Genomic DNA, 20183 nt, shown 5'->3' with positions numbered 1-20183 from the left:
TTAAGGTTGTCAAGTTATTACCTATCATTAACTCTCTGTGCACTGTAGCTGTGTTCATATCTTAATTACAAGGACTTTTATTTAAAAGGTTTTTAACCTTTATATAGGAATTTATGTGGTTTGGAGTTGAAGTTTAACAGCTTTCTATAACACGACGAGTTATCAATTAATAATTTTTTATGTTAAATAAAATTATTGAGTTTTCTGTAAAGAATAAACTCATCATCGCTCTGTTTACAGTGGGACTCATTCTTTTTGGAGTCTATGAAACCACTAAACTTCCTATTGATGCGCAACCTGACATCACCAATAATCAGGTTCAGATCATTACCAGCGCTCCCTCTTATGGTGCAGCAGATATAGAAAGGCTTGTTACCTTTCCTATAGAACAGTCTACCAGCAATATCAGTGGAATTACTGAATTGCGTAGCCTTTCAAGATTTGGACTTTCTCTGGTAACTGTAGTTTTTGATGACAATACCGATGTATATTGGGCCCGCCAACAGGTTCAGGAGCGTTTGCAGCTTGTTCAGGACAATATTCCTGAGGGTATTGGAAAACCTGAGCTAGGGCCTATTTCTACCGGACTGGGAGAGATCTTTCAGTATGTGGTAAGAGCCAAAAAGGGCTATGAAAATGTGTATGATGAAACTGAACTCAGAACCATTCAGGACTGGGTAGTGAGGCGCCAGCTGCTGGGAACTAAGGGAGTGGCCGATGTCAGCAGTTTCGGAGGAAAACTGAAACAATATGAAATTGCGATTAATCCTAATAAGCTTCAGGCATTCAACATCAATATCAATGATGTTTTCACGGCTTTGGAAAAAAACAACCAGAATACCGGAGGAGCTTATATAGAGAAAAAAGAAACGGTTCTTTTTATCAGGAGTGAAGGTCTTTTGGGAAGTACGGAAGATATCGGAAGTATTCAGGTTGCGGAAACCAAAGAAGGAATTCCTGTACATATCAAAGATGTGGCATCCGTTAAGATCGGTTATGCTACCCGGTATGGAGCAATGACCTATAATGATACCGGCGAAGTATCCGGAGCCATTGTATTAATGCTTAAAGGAGAGAACGCTAATGTCGTGATTGGCAATATTAAACAAAGACTGGAAAAGATTCAGGAGTCTTTACCTGAAGGAGTGGTTATTGAACCGTTTCTCGACCGTGCTAAAATGGTAAATAATACGATCAGTACAGTAAAAACTAATCTGATGGAAGGAGCACTGATTGTTGTTTTTATTCTGGTATTATTTTTAGGAAACTTCAGAGCAGGATTATTAGTGGCTTCTGTGATTCCTTTGGCCATGCTTTTTGCCATCATTATGATGAATATCTTTGGTGTTGGAGGAAACCTGATGAGCCTTGGTGCCTTAGACTTTGGCCTTATTGTAGACGGTGCCGTTATAATAGTGGAAGCCGTTCTGCATCAACTGGCCCACAAAAAATACTTTGGCAAAGACAATATGCTCAGTAAAAAAGAAATGGATGAGCAGGTTTCGGATTCTGCTACGAAAATGGTCAGCAGTGCCGTTTTTGGACAAATTATTATCCTCATTGTTTATCTTCCGATTTTTACACTTCAGGGAATTGAAGGAAAGATGTTCAAGCCTATGGCGCAAACGGTTGCATTTGCATTAGTAGGGGCGTTTATCCTGTCTTTGACATATATCCCTATGATGAGTTCTTTAGTATTGAGCAGAAAGAAAAAGGAAAAAGACAATATTTCAGACAGGATTATGGCTAAAGTGGAGGCAGGCCACCAGAAACTTCTGATGAAAGCCCTTAAATACAGGAAGACAATTCTTATGAGTGTATTTATTCTTTTTGCAGGGGCTGTTTTCATTTTATCCAAGATGGGGGGAGAATTTATTCCGTCTCTGGAAGAAGGGGACTTTGCCGTTGAGATGAGAATTCTTCAGGGGAGTAATATTAATGAAACCAAGAAGGTAACTACACAGGCCGGTAATATTCTTTTAAAACAGTTTCCTGAGGTTCAAAAGGTCGTTGCCAAGATCGGGAGTGCAGAAATCCCTACAGAACCCATGCCGATGGACGCAGGAGATATGATTATTGTTCTGAAGCCCAAAAAAGAATGGACCTCTGCAACGACATTTCCGGAACTTTCTGATAAAATGAGTAAAGCTCTAAGCGTGATTCCGGGGCTTACCACGAGTTTTCAGTTTCCTGTGCAGATGCGTTTCAATGAGCTGATGACCGGAGCCAGACAGGATGTAGTCTGCAAAATTTATGGAGAAGACCTGGACAGTCTTACCCTGTATGCCAAAAAGCTGGGAAGCATTATCAATACTGTAAAAGGAGCACAGGATCTTTATATTGAACCGGTTGTAGGTGCCCCGCAGGTTGTTATTGATTACAACAGATCGGAACTGTCGCGTTACAATATTTCCGTTGCGGATGTCAACAGAGTTATCAATATGGCATTTGCAGGACAGACCGCAGGAGCATTATATGAAGGAGAGAAAAAGTTTGATATTGTTGTCCGAATGGATAATCAGCATAAAAAAGATTTGGCAAGCATTCAAAATTTATTGGTGCCAACGCCATCCGGAGAGCAGGTTCCATTATCTCAGTTTGCAAAGGTAGAACTTAAAAACAGCCCCAACCAGATCCAGAGGGAAGATACGAAAAGAAGAATCATTGTTGGTTTCAATGTAAGAGGAAGGGATGTGCAGACTATTGTGGAAGAACTTCAGCAAAAAACTGGGAAAGGCCTCAAATTTTCACCGGGATACAGTGTTTCTTATGGAGGGACTTTTGAAAATTTAAATGAAGCCAAGGCAAGATTAGGCATTGCTGTTCCTATTTCCCTAGTGATGATTTTCCTGTTACTGTTCTTTGCTTTTGGTTCTGTAAAGCATAGTTTACTCATCTATACCGCCATCCCTTTATCAGCAATTGGCGGTGTATATTTTCTTGCTCTGAGAGGGATGCCATTCAGCATCAGTGCAGGAGTAGGATTTATTGCTTTGTTTGGAGTAGCCGTACTTAATGGAATTGTTTTGATTTCTGAATTTAACAGATTGAAAAACAAAGGAATGGATAGTATGAGCAGAGTGGTTTTAACAGGGACAAGGATCAGACTTCGTCCGGTTTTAATGACTGCTTTTGTAGCTTCTTTAGGGTTCTTACCGATGGCATTAAGCAACGGAGCAGGTGCTGAAGTACAGAGACCTTTGGCCACTGTGGTTATCGGAGGACTGATGCTTGCCACTCTTTTGACCTTATTTGTCCTTCCAATACTCTATGTCATATTCGAAAATATTAATACCCATACTATGAAATTTTCTAAAAAAATAAATTCTAAAAAACTGTCCGTTTTGTTAATCCTGATATCTTTCGGAAGTTTTCAGGCTCAGGAAAATATTACTTACGATCAGGCTTTGGAAAAAGCTTTCCAACAGAACGGAACCCTCAAAAATTCAAAATTAATATCAGAATATCAGGAGAAATTAAAATCGAGCTATCTGGATATCCCACAGCTGGAAGTTACAGGAGGTTTTGGTCAGATTCAGGGTGAAGAAACCGATAATTCGTTTGGAATATCTCAAAGATTCAGTTTTCCAACAGTTTATTCTAAAAGGAAACAGATGCTGGATGCAGAATGGGCAGCAAGTGTAATCAATCAAAACCTGACCAAAGCACAGCTTACCAAAGAAGTTACGGACGTTTTTTATAGAGTTTTAGTTCTTCAGGAAAAGAAAAAGGTATTGCTGTACATCAGTCAGCTGTATCACAATTTTGCGGAGAAGGCAGGGCTAAGGCTGAAAAAAGGGGAGGCTAATATTTTAGAGGAATCCACCGCTGAAATTCAGAACGAGCAAATGAATGTACAGCTGAATACCCTTGATAATGATCTGAATATGACGAAACTTCAGCTTCAGTTACTTCTTCAGTCTGAGAATTCCTATCAGCCTGTTGCAGACCGTCCTGTAATGGATATTAACCTTCAGTCTTCAGAGGAAGCCGTAAAACAACATCCCGAACTTCAGGCTCTGCAGCAGCAGATCAAAGTAGGAGAGGCCGAGGTACAGCTTGAAAAAAGTAAACTGCTCCCAGAACTTCTTATTGGATATACCAACCAAAGTATGAAAAACATCAACAACAACCGGTTCAATTCTGTTCAGGTGGGTGTGGGAATTCCATTGTTTACTAAAGGGCAGAGAGCATTGGCAAAGGCTGCACAGGCTAAAATAGAAATTTCTGAAAATCAGTTTCACAGAAAAGAAATTGAGCTTAAAAACAGGCTGAGACAACAACTGAGCAACTATATAAATCAACAAAAAATCATTGAAAATTATGAACAGAAACAGCTTCCCAAGTCTGAAATCATCCTAAAAACAGCACAGAAACAAATGGAAGTTGGGGAAATTGATTATCTGAACTGGGTAATATTAGTTAATCAGGCCGTGAAAACAAAAGCAGATTACATCGATCAACTGGAAAGACTCAACCAAATTGGAGCGGAACTTAATTTCTTAATCTCAAAATAACAGCGTCATGCATTTCAAAAAAATATCAATATACTACTTTGCTTCAGTACTTATTTTATCTTCTTGTTCAGGAAAAAAAGAAGAGGAAAAAACGGTTTACGAAAACACGAAATTTACTAAAGGCAATGAAAATACAGTTCATCTTACAGAAAAACAGATTCAGTCTGTAGGAGTAAGTACTACATCCATTCAGGATAGAAATATGGAAAAATTGGTAAGACTGAACGGAAAAGTAGAGATTGCTCCTTCCCATATCAGTTCTGTTTCCAGTATTATGGGTGGGCATATCAAATCTATCAATGTAATAAATGGCAGCCATTTCAGTAAAGGACAGGTACTGGCTGTGGTGGAAGATCCACAATTCATACAGCTTCAGCAGGACTATCTGGTAACAAAAGCACAGCTGGAAGCAGCAAGACTGAACTTTAACCGCCAAAAAGACCTTAATACAAGCAAGGCAAGCAGTGATAAAACCATGCAAACTGCACAGGCTGATTATTCCACTTTACAGGCTACTTTAAAAGGTCTGGAGGAAAAACTCAGAATCATTGGAATCAGTGCCCAAGGATTACATACCGGCAATATCAGAAGCCGAATTAATATTTATGCCCCGTTTAGCGGTTTTGTAAGCAGAATTTCGGTGAATAACGGGCAGTATATCAACCCTGCAGATACTTTATTTGAACTGATTAATCCTGCCGGATTACTTTTAGAATTAAAAGTGTTTGAAAATGACGTAAATGACGTAAAAACCGGACAGGAAATTCTGGTGTACAACAATCAGAAACCTGATGTAAAATCCAACGCTAAAATTGTAAGTGTAGTTCCCAGTATTGAAAATGGGGGTTCTGCCACGGCTGTAGCCAAATTATCTTCTGTAAACCCTGAATTTGTAAAAGGAATGTATATCAATGCAGAGGTTAATATCAGCAGCCGGAATACGCAGGGACTTCCCAATGAAGCGGTAGTTTCCTATGAGAATAAAAATTATGTTTTTGAAGATCTTGGAAAATCAAACTATAAGATGATCCCTGTAATAACCGGAATTGCAGATGATCAGTTTACAGAGATTCTGAAAGCTGACTTTTTAAAAAATAAGAAAATTGTACAGAAAGGTGCTTACAGTTTGCTGATGATGCTGAAAAATAAGGCAGAATAATACTTCCTGAACCTATAAATCAATATTTTTTAATCAAAGGTTTTGTTTACTGTAACGGGTAAATGAAACCTTTTTTATTTAGTAACCAACCCTTAGCTCTTATTACATATCATTAGCTAAAGGAATGATAACGGCCAGTCATTCATGCAGTAATGCAGAGCAGCATTCGCAGTACAAGATGATATTTAGCATATTTCCCATATTATAAGTATTATTTAATGCATAGCTAATTTTAAAATGATATATTTAAGCAGTGAATTAGTTTTTTAGAATTTTTAGTTGCATTCATAAGATAACTTTTATTGAAATATAATGACAACTAAACCGTTACACAATTTTCATATTCCGGTAATGGGGCTGGCTTATACTATAGACAGTCCGATTCGTGTTGCCCAATATGGAATTTCTTCCGTCATTTCCATTATCGATGACGAAATTTTGGAAAAAATGAAAAACTTTTATAATCAGAAATTTAATCTGGATTATTTAAAAATTTCATCCAAAACAGAAGATTACAGAGCAAAGAGAATTACCGCTTATCTGGATATGGTAGATGATATCGTGAATGAAAAATTTGAATCTTTCAAACAGGAAATCAGCAAAAACAGAGAGGCTTTAAAAGATTTCATGACGATGTTACCTAATACATCAGAGCTGAAAGATGGTCTTCAAAACCTTATTAATCAAAAGGATAATTGGGGATCAGCTATTAGAAACTTCATTGAGTCTAACTTAAAGCCGGGAAGCATTGATGTCAACATCATGACAAAAGTTGATAAAGACAACTATAAAAAAGGTGAACAGCTTTCTGTGATCCATAATGATGCCCATGCGTCTTTACGTGGATTTGCAAAAAGCAAACTGTCTTCTTCGATGGTTCTTTCTGCGGGAATGAATCCTCGTTTGTACAGTTATATTGAGGAATTTGAAGATTTTTTTCCGGATCAGAAAGGCGTTTTAAAAAAGAAGATTATTCTTAAAGTAAGTGATTTCCGCTCGGCAATGATTCAGGGGAATTTCCTGGCCAAAAAAGGGCTTTGGGTTTCAGAATACAGAATAGAATCCGGGTTGAATTGTGGAGGGCATGCATTTGCTACAGACGGACTGCTCCTGGGGCCTATTATGGAAGAATTTAAACAGAAAAAAAATGATCTGATCCAGTCGGCCCATGCCTTAATGGTCTCTGCTTTAGAACAGAAAGGAAAACCGGGTATTGCCCAGCCCTTAGAAATGAAAATTACCGTTCAGGGCGGAGTAGGAACATCTGAAGAACATGATTTTCTGCTTGACAATTATGATGTAGACAGTGTAGGATGGGGGTCTCCGTTTTTATTGGTTCCGGAAGCGACTTCTGTAGATACAGAAACCAGAAATTTGCTTCTACAGTCTAAAGAAAAAGATTTTTATCTGAGTAATCTTTCACCATTGGGAGTCCCTTTTAATACAGTAAGAGGAACATCCAACGATCAACTAAGACAGCAGAAAGAATCTCATGGGAAATATGGAAGTTCATGTCCGAAAAAACTACTGGCTTTAAGCAAAGAGTTTTCTTCTCAAGGAACATGTACAGCTTCCAGGAAGTATCAGGATATTAAACTGAAAGAACTGTATTCCAGCCGGGAAACATGTACGGATGAAGAATTTAACCGAAGAAAGTCGGAAATTACAGATAAAGCCTGTCTTTGTGTAGGTCTTGTAAATGCTGCTTATATGGAACATAATATGGAAATTAAAGGTGAAAAACAAGGCGTTGTCATATGCCCGGGACCGAATATTGCTTTTTTTGACAAGGAGGTTTCTCTTTCTGAAATGGTAAAGCATATCTATGGAAACACCAATGTTCTTCCTGATAATCAACGGCCGAATATGTTCATCAACGAATTAAAAATGTATGTGGATTATCTGAAAAAAGAAATTACAGAATCATCAGCCCAAATCACGCATTCCCAGTCTAAAAAATGGAATACGTTCAAAAAAAATATATTTGAAGGGATTGAATATTATCATCATCTGTTTAAAGAATCACCCCTCTTTAAAAACGGATTGGAAAACATAACCCTGCAACTGCAGGAATATAAACTGATGCTTGCAGCCATTGAGGTTCCTCAGGTTGAAAAGTAGCAGTATTTTTTTAATTGATAGATTAAAACAGCCTTCATCCGGAGGCTGTTTTTTATTGAACCCATATAATTCCGAAGTAAAAGATATGAATAGGCATGAGTATTTTCATTTATAATAACTATCACAGGAATGGCTATTTTGAATCCTTATCCTCTTCAGGATTCCTTACCTTAGAGGTTACTTAATACGTTGTAATAACAAATCATTTTATGGAAAAAAGAAAGATCAAAAATACCGATCTAACAGTAGCACCTATCAATTTTGGTGGGAATGTTTTTGGATGGACACTGGACGAACAACAATCTTTTGATATATTAGACCGTTTTACGGAAGCAGGATTCAATTTTGTAGATACGGCAGACACTTATTCGTGGTGGGTAAACGGCAGAGGAGGACAGTCGGAAGAAATTATCGGAAAATGGATGAAAAGCCGTTCTAACCGTAAAGATATTGTACTGGCTACAAAAGTAGGCTCTGAAACAAAAGAACACGGTTATGATATCAGTAAAAAGCATATTTTACAATCAGTGGATGAATCCCTGCAAAGACTTCAGACTGATCATATAGACATTTATTATACGCATTTCGACGATAACGTCACTCCGGTAGAGGAAACCCTTTCAGCGTATGATGAGATCATCAAGGCTGGAAAAGTACGTTATATTGCAGCTTCCAATCTTTCCCCGGAACGTTTAAAAGCTTCTTTTGAAGCAGCTGAAAAAAACAATCTTCCCAAATATGTAGCGCTACAACCTCATTACAACCTGGTAGAAAGAGATGGTTTTGAAAAAAATTATGCACCTTTGGTAGAAGAGTTTGACCTGAGTGTATTTCCATACTGGTCTCTGGCTGCAGGTTTTTTAACCGGAAAATACCGTGAGGAAGCAGATTTTGCAAAAAGTGCAAGAGGAGAAGGGGTAAGAAAATATATGAACGCCAAAGGTCTTGATGTTTTAAAAGCATTGGATCAGGTAGGAGAGAAACATCACGCCCCTCAAAGTACGGTAGCTCTGGCCTGGTTATTAGCCAATCCGCTGATTACGGCCCCTATCGTCAGTGCGACCAGTCCATCACAGCTTGAAACGCTGTTTAATGCTCCAAAACTTGTTTTAGATCAGGAAGATATAAACCTGCTTAACAAGGCTAGTAATTAGTTGTAACGACCCTTCATTATAGATTAAAAAAATCCGTTCAATACTGAACGGATTTTTTTAATAAATGCGAGTTCTTTTTATAACCACCCCGTCAAATCTTTGATTTGCCACTCCTCCAGAGGAGGGGAATTTTCAGCCTATCAATTGTAATATCAGCAGATAGTATATGCTGCTGAAATTTGTAGTGGTAAATAGTATCTGTTAGTCAGAGTATTCTTTTAATAATTGTCTGTAGCTCATGAGAATAGAAGATTTTGAGATAAAGCCAATGAAATCATTATTCTCACTCACTACCGGAAGGCTCCAGACTCCTGTGTCATCAAAGGTCTGAAGAATTTCCAATGGCTTATTTTCACGGTGGAGTATAGCCGGTGGAGCTTTCATCACCTGAACGATCAGTTGAGAAGGATCAATTTCTTTGTTAAAAAGATATGGTCTTATATCATCTAATGTAAGGATTCCCTTCAGTTTTCGCTGATCATCCACTACGGCAAAGATATTTTTATCTCCGTTTTTCACCAGTTCAAAAAGATCTGTAATAGAAGCATTTTCATTGATGGTCTGTGAGTATTTATCAATGAAATCATCTGTTCTTAAGGCAAAAAGAAGGTTTTTATCATGCTTATTTGTGAATATTTTCCCTTCATCGGCAAGAGATTTTAATTCCGGTGAAATAGGAGAGAACCATTTGGCGATAAGATAAGATATCACAGAAGCAATCATCAATGGAATAAACAGATCATATCCAAAACTGGACTCTGCAATCAGAAATATAGCAGTAAGCGGGGCATATAATACACCACTCATTGCTCCTGCCATTCCCACAAGAACAAGATTGGTTACCGGTACGTCCGAAAATCCAAGATGTTGGCAGACCAAAGCAAACAAATAGCCCAAGGTACCACCCGCAAAAAGGGATGGAGCAAAATTTCCACCGTTTCCACCACTGAATATGGTAAAAGAAGTTGCAAAAGCCTTTAAAAGCAATACCAGAACCAAAAATATAATAATCGTCCAGTCGCCAATTTCAAAATATCTGAAAAAACTGTTTTCAATAATAGAATATGTATTTCCATTGGTGAATGCTTTTACGGTTTCGTATCCCTCTCCAAATAAAGGCGGAAATAAGACACAAAGCAGGGAAAGAACAGCTCCTCCAAACATGGCTTTACGCATTCTTGAAAGCTGAAGTCCTTTTATAAAGTGTTCTACTTTTTGAGAAATAATCACAAAATACCGGGCATATAATCCGGTTACAATTCCCAAAATAAGGTAATAGGGGACATTCTTATAGTTGAAAGGATCTCTGGTATAAAATCTGAAAAGAACATCTTCCTGAAGCAAAATCCTTGACAAAAGGCTTCCGCAGACTGCGGCTACAACCAGAGGGATAAAGTCTGTAAAAACAACCCCGGTCAGGAGAATTTCAAAGGCAAACATAATCCCGGCAATGGGAGCATTGAATGCAGAGGCAATCCCTGCCGTAGCTCCGGCAGCCAACAATAAAGTACGCTCTTTATAGCTGAGTCTGTAGGTTTGGGCATAGTTGGAACCGATAGCAGCACCGGTAACAGCGATAGGACTTTCCAGTCCTGCAGAACCTCCCAGGCCAACGGTAATAGCACTTTGTATCACCTGTGAATACATTTTTACAGAAGCCACAATACTGGAATTTTGGGCAATTTCATAGAGGATAGCACCAATTCCTTTCCGGTCCTGACCTTTAAATAAGGTGATAACGATCATTGTTGTCAATACAATTCCTAAAAAAGGAAAGACGATATAAAATAATATCTGGTATTCAAAATGAACTTTATTGGTAATGAAATTATGAATATAGTGGACTAAAGTTTTCAGGATTACTCCTGCAAGTCCTGCCGTACATCCCACAAGAATTCCGGAGAGTACAAGAAACTGGTTTCTGCTTAATCTATTGTTCAGCCAATGCAGGATAAGCTCATAACTGCGCGCTTTTTCTAATCCGTATTTTTGGAAATCTCTTTTAAATTTAAGGAAGCTTAAGTACTTTTTTTTGTTGTGAATTTTCACCTGGGAAGAATTTTAATACTGCTATCAATTTGATACAGAATTGTAAATTTATGAAATATCTTACAAAAACTACTAAACTGATCCCCTTTTAAATGATACAGTTCACGGCGAGCCCATAATAGCCAATGAAAAATAAAAAATTCAAAATTTCTTCTAAATCGGATTACATCTTTGTATTGGAAATATACTTAAGTATAAATTTTATTTAGAAATGATTTTAAAAATTGCCCTTTTATTTGCAGGAACCGTACTTGCATTCTGGCTCAGTGCTATTTGTGGTGGTGGAGCAAGTCTTATATTGATTCCCATTCTGAATCTGCTGCTTCCTACATCTCTTGTGCCTTTCTCACTTACAATAGGAACATTTACAAGTTCAGCTTCCCGAATTGCTGTATTTAAGAAACACATCAACTGGAAAATATTTTTATGGTTTGTTCCGTTTTCTATTCCGGCAGTATTATTAGGAGCCTACCTGATTAAATATGTAAATCCTTTATATCTTCAGCTCATCGTTGCTTTCTTTCTGATTGCCAATCTGCCCCAGCTTTTTACTTCTAGAAATAAAAAAGAAGAAATAGAGAAGGCATATCCTAAGTCTGTATTAGCATTGATAGGCTTTTCTGCCGGGTTCATTTCGGGGATCACAGGTGCTGTCGGACTCCTTTTTAACCGCTTTTATTTAAAATTTGGGCTTAAAAAAGAGGAAATTGTAGCGACCCGTGCAGCCAATGAAGTATTTCTTCACCTGATTAAGCTTGTCATCTATATTTCGTTGGGCTTATATTCCAATACAGCATTATGGCTTGGAATTGCTATTGCAGTAGCAGCCATTGTCTCTTCTTATACTGTCAAATATATTCTGCCCCATTTGAGTGAAAATCTATTCAAAAAAATTGGATATGGTGCAATGGTAATATCTGGTATTACTTTATTAACAAGTACTTCAGGAAAAATTATTCAGCAGGATCAGATTGTAGTTAACCATTCGTCCACCAAACATAAAAAGATCTATGCCATGTCCTGGAAGGATACCCGTGTTGTGGTAGAATATAAAATCAATAAAGGACTAGAGATTGAAAAAACCGTACACCCGGAAGAATTATCGGGACATCTCAAAGAAAAGTACCATCTGCTCATGGAACATTATGACGATGTCAAAATAGAAAAAGTATATGCCCTGGGAAAAAAAACAACCCATGAATTTTACTGTTATAAAGACAATGTACTTACTAAGTTTAAAGCATAAAGATTTCAAAAAAATAATTCTGTAGCAATGATGAAAACAGCAAACAAAGTAGCAGCAGTCACTATACTGTTTTGGCTCATGAAAATAGTAGCGACTACGCTTGGAGAAACACTGGGAGACTTTATTTCTATGACTCTTAATTTAGGATATACCATGGGAATACTTATTACTCTGGTATTCTTTATCATCATATTATCAATACAGCTTAGTGTCAAAAAATATATTCCCGCAGTGTATTGGATCGTTATTATCGGAACAACAACTTTAGGGACTGAAATATCTGATTTCATAGACAGAACTCTTAAAACAGGATATCTCATAGGAAGCTTAATCCTCTTCTCCGGGCTTCTAACTTCACTTTTTCTATGGTATAAAAAATACAATTCCCTTGAAGTATATCCCATTTTTGAAAGGAATAAAGAATTTTATTACTGGACCGCCATATTATTCTCCAACAGCCTGGGAACAGCATTCGGAGATTTTCTAAGTGACAATATGGGACTGAGTTACCAAACTGGTGCTTGCATTACCGGATTGATCATCCTTACCGTTGTTTTGCTTCACTATTTTACCAAGATCAATCGTGTTGTATTGTTTTGGATTGCTTTTGTTTTTACCAGACCGTTCGGAGCTACATTCGGAGATCTTCTGACCAAACCTATCGTAAAAGGAGGCCTTGATCTGGGAACATTGAATGCTTCTCTGGTTTCGCTTACTTTAATGGTCGTCATGATTATTGTTTCACAAAGAAATTATACTAATAAATCATTATTTCAGAGGTAAACTATTATTTTTCAAACTGATAAAAGAAAAAAAACATTCTTAAAAATTAATATTTATGATGAACAGAAAGAAACTGCTCCTTTTTCCAACATGCATTATTTCTAGTATAGCCTTTGCACAAACCACTTCTGTAACGGTATCCGGAAGAATAACCGATAAAGACAAAACAGGATTGGCCTATACCCATATTATTTTAAAAAAGGAAAATGACAGTGCTTTTGTAGCCGGAACTATTACCAATGAGGAAGGAAGATTTTCTATGACGGGTATAAAACCTGATCATTATATTCTGGAAACCTCTATGACAGGCTACGATACCCAGAGACAGCCTGTCTTTGTAGGAAGTCTTTCTGAGTTTCTGGAAATCCCCATGATTGAACTGATCCAAAAGGAAGGAAATGAAACAAAAATTGAAGAGGTTACCCTTACGGCTTCCAAAAAGAATGAAATAGACAACCGTCTGGATAAGAAAACATATGCTGTTGCAGATAATATCAGCCAAAGCGGTGGATCTGTATTACAAAGTATGCAAAATCTACCGGGAATAACGGTTCAGGATGGTAAAGTACAGTTAAGGGGTAATGATAAAGTAACAGTGCTTATTGATGGTAAACAAACTGCTCTTACAGGTTTTGGAAGTCAGTCAGGGCTGGATAATATACCTGCTTCTGCCATTGAAAAAATTGAAATCATCAACAACCCTTCTTCAAAGTATGATGCCAATGGAAATGCTGGTATTATCAATATTATCATGAAAAAAAATAAGAAGAACGGATGGAATGGTAAGGTAGGATTTACTGCCGGTTTGGGGTCTCTGTGGGTAAGAAAAGAAAATTTACCGACTATAAGACCACAATATACATTAACCCCAAAGATTAATCCTTCACTGTCTCTTAATTACAGGAAAAATAAAGTAAATGTTTTTCTGCAGGCTGATAATTTATATACCCAAACCCTTAATAAAAATGAATTTGTAACGCGTACTTACGACGATGGAACAGTGATCAATTCACAGCTTAAAAGAAACAGAAATACCAATTTCTTTACCACTAAGGCCGGGATAGACTGGAATATGGACGCACAAAATACATTAACTATTTCAGGGATGTATGGAAGTGAGAAAATTATAGATCGTGGAGATCAGCCATTTTTTAACGGTGATGTGTCTCAACGCCTTCGTCTATGGCAGTTTTTGGAAGATGAATTAAAAACTACTGTAATGGGAACGGCTTCTTATCAGCATAAATTCAAAGAAGCCGGTCATGTATTAAATGTAGGATTTAATTATACTTTCCATAGAGAAGACGAAAAGTATTTCTATGATAACTATTTGCCTACATCTACCGGAACAGATGCTTTCAAATTATTATCGGATGAACAGGTATATGATTTCAATGTAGATTATGTAAAACCTTTAAAATATGGCAGGATTGAAACAGGAATTAAACTGAGAAACAGAAGCATTCCTACTAATATGAATTTTATTCCCGGAACAAATTCTGTGTTGGATGCTTCTGCAGGAGGGAAGGCTGATTACAAAGAATTTATCCCGGCAGTCTATGGGAATTATATTTTTGAAAATGAGAAATGGGAGGCTGAGCTGGGTATCAGACTTGAATATGTGAAAATTCAATATGATGTTAATCCCAATCATCCCACATATACAAGTGATGGGTATAATTATACACAGCCGTTTCCAAACTTTAGATTAGCCTATAAACTCAACGAACATAATAAGGTTTCTGTTTTTTATAACAGAAGGGTAGACCGCCCTAATGAAGTGGATATCCGGATTTTCCCTAAATATGATGACGCAGAGATTATTAAAGTAGGAAACCCCGCATTAAGGCCTCAATTTACCAACTCTCTGGAACTGGGATATAAATACAATTGGGATAACGGATATTTATATTCTGCATTATACCATCGTTTTGCCAATGGAACCATCACCAGAATTTCAAGTATTGTACCTAACAGCACGCTGATTTACGCCTTGTTCCAAAATGCAGGAAGAAGCTATAATACAGGTTTGGAAGCAATATGGAACCAAAAAGTATCAGATGTCTATTCTTTTAATATCAATGGAAATATATACCGTAATCAGATTAATGCATTTTCGGTAGTAAACCTCTATCCTGAGCCCAATACTTTTTCAGCGGACCAACAATCTGCCATTTCAGGAAATATTAAAATAAATAATATTTTTCATTTTGGCAAAGGATTGGATGCTCAGCTTACAACGGTTTACCTTGCTCCTGATATTATTCCCCAGGGACGAATCAGGTCCAGGTTTTCCATGGATTTAGGTATAAAAAAAGCCATTCAGAAAGGGAAGGGTGAGCTATTTTTGAATGCTTCTGATGTACTCAATACGATGGTGATGAAGAAAAGTATTCAGGGAACAGGATTTGCCTACACCAGTAATGATTATTATGAAACTCAGGTCGTAAGATTGGGGTATAGTTATAAATTTTAATAAATACAAATGTAATCCAGAATGAAAAAAAAAAGTCAAAAAATGCTGATCTATTTTATTGTTTTAATATCAGCTCTCAGTACAATCAAAGCACAAAACAACAATGACACGCTTGTAGTTCAGGAACGCAAACAGGATAGTATAACGGCTGCTACCACTATTCAAAAAAATAAACTGAATTATAAAAGCCTGATTGTTCCGGCAGCCTTCATTGGGTATGGCGTAGCAGGTCTGACAGTAAGAGGGGTAAAGGAACTCAATCGTGATACTAAAATTGAAATTGACGAACACAGACCTACCCGTATAAAATTTGATGATTATACACAGTATGCTCCGGGAATTATCGTATACGGACTCAATCTGGCGGGTGTAAAAGGAAAGCATAACCTAAGAGACCGCACCATTATTTATGCTTCCTCACAGCTGATCGCCGCTGCTTTTACGCTTCCTTTAAAATATATGGTCAAAGAAGAAAGGCCTGACCGCTCCAATACGATGTCTTTCCCTTCAGGACATGCTGCAACAGCATTTTCCAATGCACAGTTTATGTTCAGAGAATATAAAGACACCAATTTTTTGTTAAGTCTTTCCGGATACCCCTTTGCCGTCTTCACCGGGGTATACAGGATGCTGAATGATAAACACTGGCTGGGAGACGTCGTTGCAGGAACAGGATTTGGAATCCTTTCAACAGAATTGGCGTATTGGCTATATCCAAGAATTGATCATTTACTCCGCGGAAAAAATAAAACTAAAAATACATCATTATCATCTACAATGGTGATGCCGTTTTATCAGAACAATGCAGTAGGAATGGGATTTATAAAAACCTTTTAGGTACACACTAATTTTTAGCCCCTGTTGAATAATTGCCTTAAAAAAACAAAGCGTCACTCCATGGGGATGACGCTTTGTTTTTTTTATAAATTCTCCTGATAAAAAGGGATCAATCGGTCCAGGGCTATTTTTACGGGCTCCGGTTGATCATACAAATCATAATGAGACCATCCTTCCGCAATTACCAGTTCTTTTTTCTCTGATCTGGCTCTTCTCATGATTTCCAATCCGTCTCTGTAAGCTCCGAATCCTCCCGGTTTGTCTCCAATAACGACCATTAATGGCTGTGTCAATAAAACTTCTGCCAGATAAAAAGCATCCCAGCCTACAGCAGCACTGCTTCGGGAATACAGATAACTGGTTGCTCCATGTGGTTTTTCTCCTCTTGACGTTTTATAATAGTCCGTAGCTTCCAATACATCAATATCTTTAATTCCGGCAGCTTTTCCAGCTTCTACAGAAGGTGGTAAAAACTGATCTACACGAAGTTCTGCACCTCTTACTTCTGCTGTACGCTGTTCTGCAATCTTTTCCAAGGCATCAACAGGATTCCAGTTTCCGAATGCTTCTCTCCAAAGTCTTCCATAATTAACTCCTGTAACGCTTCCTACTACTTTAATTCTACGCTCTGTCATTGCTGCATTAATAGCATAACCGCCACCGCCACAGATTCCTAATACTCCGATACGTTTCTCGTCTACATAGGGCAGGGTTACGAGATAATCACAGGCACAACGGAAATCCTCAACTCTCAAGGTAGGATCTTCAATAAAACGGGGTTCTCCATCGCTGGCTCCCTGAAATGAGGCATCAAATGCCAATACTACAAATCCTGCATCGGCCAATGCCTGTCCGTAGATATTTCCTGAGGTCTGCTCTTTACAGCTTCCTATAGGATGTGCACTGATAATCGCTGCATATTTTTTATTGTCATCAAAATGAGGTGGGAAGTACACATCTGCTGCTACGTTCCGGGTAAGATTTTTAAATGTAACTGACTGAATCATAATACTTGTTTTTAGTGATTAACACTTTGATTATTTTATGATACAAATGTACAGTCAGCTATTTTCAAAACAGGTAGACATTTTACCTGAAAACGGATACATATTACTGATGTGAAAATTTTTCAGCCCATTTTATTAAATGGCTTATAAGTTATTCAGTTGATTATCCTCAACATTAATTAAAAATAATCTAGACTACCTTGGCGGTACGAACGAACTTTGCCAGCAGAGCAGGAAAGAATCTTTTCAAATAAACGCCCATGACTTCTTTGCCGCCAATAGCTTTTTGATTTTTCTTTTTTTCTATGGCATAGAGCATTTTTTTTGCAAAAACATCAGCGGGCATTCCTTTCTCAGTGGCATCATCCATGGTTCCCTGCAGCGAGCCGTCACCGGTAAGCGCATGTATTGAAATATTGGTTTGTATAAATCCGGGACAGATAATCGTAACAAGGATGTTTTGATTATATAATTCTGCACGGAGGGCATCAAAAAAACCGTGTAACGCATGTTTGGCAGCAGCATATCCGCTTCTCATCGGAGCTCCGAATATTCCCATGAGACTGGAAACTACAGCAATCTGCCCTCCGCCGTTTCTGATCATATAAGGAACAACCGCTTTGGTAAGGGCAACGGTTCCGAGATAATCAACTTCCATTAAGTGCTTATCAATTTCGATATCAGTTTCCATGGCTAAAGAACGCTGAGAAAGCCCGGCATTATTAATAAGAATATCAATCTTTCCAAATTTTTCTATTGCTTGTCCTGCCATATCAGGCATGCTTTTATAATGGGCCAGATCCAGAGGAAGTACGGCATATCTGGAGTGGGTAAGCCCTGTATTTTCTGCTACAGCATATAATTGTTCCTCCTTCCTGGAAGAAAGGATAATCTTTGCATTAGTATTCACGGTAAGCTCTTTAACCAGTGCTTCTCCAATTCCTGATGATGCTCCCGTGATCCAAATAACCTTATTGTCAAAATAACTACTCATAATTGTTCCGTGTTCAAATGTTCTTATTTTAATCCGGCGATATACTTCCCGGCTTTCATTCCCGAAAAAATACATCCTCCAAGGAATGTTCCCTCCAAAGCACGATAGCCGTGCATTCCGCCGCCTCCAAAACCAGCTACTTCTCCGGCAGCATAAAGTCCTTCAATAATGCTTTCATCTGCCTTTAAAACCTGTCCGTTAAGGTTCGTTTTAATACCACCCAGTGTTTTACGGGTAAGAATATTAAGGCGTACTGCAATTAAAGGTCTATTTTCAGGAGACAATATTTTATGTGGAGCTGCTACACGGCCTAGCTTATCGCCCAGGTAGCTGCGGGTATTCCGGATATAATTGACCTGTGTATCTTTTGAAAATTTATTATCCAGTTCTCTGTCCCGGGCTTCAATCTGCTCTTTTATTTTTTCATACTTTAAAAGATGATTTCCGGCGAGCTGGTTCATTTTAGAAACAAGATCTTCCAAATGATCAGATACGATAAAATCTTTTCCATGCTCTTTGAATGCTTCTACAGGTCCAGGAGCTTTTTTGCCAAAAATCCGGCTCAAAAAGAGAGAGTAGTCTTTATTTGTAATATCCGGATTCTGTTCCGAGCCGGAAAGTGCAAATTCTTTCTTTATAATTTTTTGAGTCAGAATAAACCATGAATAAGAAAATCCTGTATCCTGGATGTATTTTAAAGTCCCCAACGTATCAAATCCCGGTAGGAAAGGAGCTGGAAGACGCTTTCCCTTAGCATCAAACCACAATGAGGAGGGCCCGGGCAATATTCTTATCCCGTGGTTAGGCCAGATAGGATTCCAGTTTTGGATTCCTTCGGTATAATGCCACATTCTATCCCGATTGATAATATCAGCTCCTATATTTTCTGCAATACCAATCATTTTTCCGTCTACATAGGCAGGAACTCCACATACCATATTTTCAGGAGCAGGTCCTAATCTCTCAGGCCAGTTCTTTCTTACCAGCTCGTGATTGGCTCCAATACCTCCTGAAGCAATAATAATATGAGGAGCCGTGTATTCAAATCGAGAAATTACATTTCTATTCGTAGCAATTCCCCTTTCCTGAGAGTCGTTTTCCAGCACGTCTCCTTTAAGTCCTTTTATTTTTCCATTTTCCAGAATAAACTCAGTCACTCTGTGTCTGAATTTCATTTGTAACAAACCTTTCTCTTTGGCCTGGTATGCTTTTTCTACAAAGGGCTTTATCACACCTGTGCCCGTTCCCCAGCTGACATGGAAACGGGGTACTGAATTTCCGTGTCCTGTGGCAGATCCGTCGCCACGCTCTGCCCAGCCTACCATAAACATCAATTTGATCCCCAGCCTGGAAATATATTTGTATTTTTCACCTGCTGCAAATTTCAAATAGGCTTCTGCCCATTGACGGGGCCAATAATCCTCTGCCCGGTCGAAACCTGCCGTCCCTTTCCAGTCCTGTAAAGCCAGTTCATAAGAATCTTTAATTCCCATTCTCCGCTGTTGGGGTGAATTGATCAGGAAAAGGCCTCCGAAAGACCAGAATGCCTGTCCTCCTATATTTTCTTCAGTCTCCTGATCCAGTAAGAGGACTTTCTTTCCGGCATCCGTTATTTCCATAGCAGCTGTAAGACCGGCCAGTCCGGTTCCTATGATAATGGCATCAGGTTGGAATTTATCTTCCATTTTTATGGGATGTTTTTATTAAACAATACGTTACATAAATGTATAAAATATTTATGCTTAATGAGATAAATTATTTTTAAAAAGAAACGTTGAAATTCCTTCAACTTCCGAAAAGTACACCATGCTTAAGCCATTGGTTTATATACCTTTGTATA

General features: G+C 38.0%; 12 protein-coding genes. 8 read left to right on the top strand and 4 right to left on the bottom strand.

From position 1 onward, the window contains the following. The first annotated feature begins 179 nt into the window (after positions 1 to 179). The 4 genes from B8967_RS02435 (at position 180) to B8967_RS02420 (ending at position 8951) form a co-directional block, all read left to right on the top strand. Entirely contained in the window at positions 180 to 4517 is a 4338-nt protein-coding gene (locus B8967_RS02435; RefSeq protein WP_084084232.1) for a CusA/CzcA family heavy metal efflux RND transporter, read from the top strand. Positions 4518 to 4524: 7 nt separating this feature from the next. Beyond that, entirely contained in the window at positions 4525 to 5676 is a 1152-nt protein-coding gene (locus B8967_RS02430) for an efflux RND transporter periplasmic adaptor subunit (RefSeq protein WP_084084231.1), read from the top strand. 312 nt (positions 5677 to 5988) lie between these two features. Beyond that, positions 5989 to 7797, top strand: coding sequence for a hypothetical protein (locus tag B8967_RS02425; protein ID WP_084084230.1), 1809 nt, complete (start codon positions 5989 to 5991; stop codon positions 7795 to 7797). Between the two features lie 209 nt (positions 7798 to 8006). Next, a complete protein-coding gene (locus B8967_RS02420) occupies positions 8007 to 8951 on the top strand; it encodes an aldo/keto reductase (protein ID WP_084084229.1) in 945 nt (314 codons plus the stop codon). Positions 8952 to 9152: 201 nt separating this feature from the next. Here the strand turns inward: B8967_RS02420 and B8967_RS02415 are convergent, their stop codons facing one another. Further along, a complete protein-coding gene (locus B8967_RS02415) occupies positions 9153 to 11000 on the bottom strand; it encodes a chloride channel protein (RefSeq protein ID WP_084084228.1) in 1848 nt (615 codons plus the stop codon). Between the two features lie 211 nt (positions 11001 to 11211). On the opposite strand from B8967_RS02415, the gene B8967_RS02410 reads away from it, so the two are divergent. The 4 genes from B8967_RS02410 to B8967_RS02395 are packed head-to-tail and all read left to right on the top strand — an operon-like array spanning position 11212 to position 16342. Beyond that, positions 11212 to 12246 (top strand): sulfite exporter TauE/SafE family protein, encoded by a 1035-nt coding sequence (locus B8967_RS02410; protein WP_084084227.1) that lies wholly within the window; start codon positions 11212 to 11214, stop codon positions 12244 to 12246. 27 nt (positions 12247 to 12273) lie between these two features. After that, a complete protein-coding gene (locus B8967_RS02405) occupies positions 12274 to 13029 on the top strand; it encodes a COG4705 family protein (protein WP_317043852.1) in 756 nt (251 codons plus the stop codon). A gap of 55 nt (positions 13030 to 13084) precedes the next feature. Then, a complete protein-coding gene (locus B8967_RS02400) occupies positions 13085 to 15505 on the top strand; it encodes a TonB-dependent receptor (protein ID WP_317043851.1) in 2421 nt (806 codons plus the stop codon). A gap of 21 nt (positions 15506 to 15526) precedes the next feature. Continuing rightward, on the top strand, positions 15527 to 16342 hold the full coding sequence (locus B8967_RS02395; RefSeq protein ID WP_084084225.1) for a phosphatase PAP2 family protein: 816 nt from the start codon (positions 15527 to 15529) through the stop codon (positions 16340 to 16342). Between the two features lie 83 nt (positions 16343 to 16425). On the opposite strand, the gene B8967_RS02390 is transcribed toward B8967_RS02395, so the two are convergent. The 3 genes from B8967_RS02390 to B8967_RS02380 form a co-directional block, all read right to left on the bottom strand. Beyond that, positions 16426 to 17349 carry an alpha/beta hydrolase gene (locus B8967_RS02390; protein ID WP_228405992.1) on the bottom strand — a complete coding sequence of 308 codons (924 nt, stop codon included), beginning with the start codon at positions 17347 to 17349 and terminating at the stop codon, positions 16426 to 16428. A gap of 190 nt (positions 17350 to 17539) precedes the next feature. Further along, entirely contained in the window at positions 17540 to 18343 is an 804-nt protein-coding gene (locus B8967_RS02385; RefSeq protein WP_084084917.1) for an SDR family oxidoreductase, read from the bottom strand. A 23-nt stretch (positions 18344 to 18366) separates the two neighbouring features. After that, positions 18367 to 20028, bottom strand: coding sequence for an FAD-binding dehydrogenase (locus B8967_RS02380; RefSeq protein ID WP_084084224.1), 1662 nt, complete (start codon positions 20026 to 20028; stop codon positions 18367 to 18369). Between the last annotated feature and the right edge of the window lie 155 nt (positions 20029 to 20183).

The organism is Chryseobacterium sp. YR221, from assembly GCF_900176315.1.
Classification (GTDB): domain Bacteria; phylum Bacteroidota; class Bacteroidia; order Flavobacteriales; family Weeksellaceae; genus Chryseobacterium; species Chryseobacterium rhizosphaerae.
The sequence above is the reverse complement of the archived record's forward strand: the minus strand, read 5'-3'. Positions and strand labels throughout refer to the sequence as shown.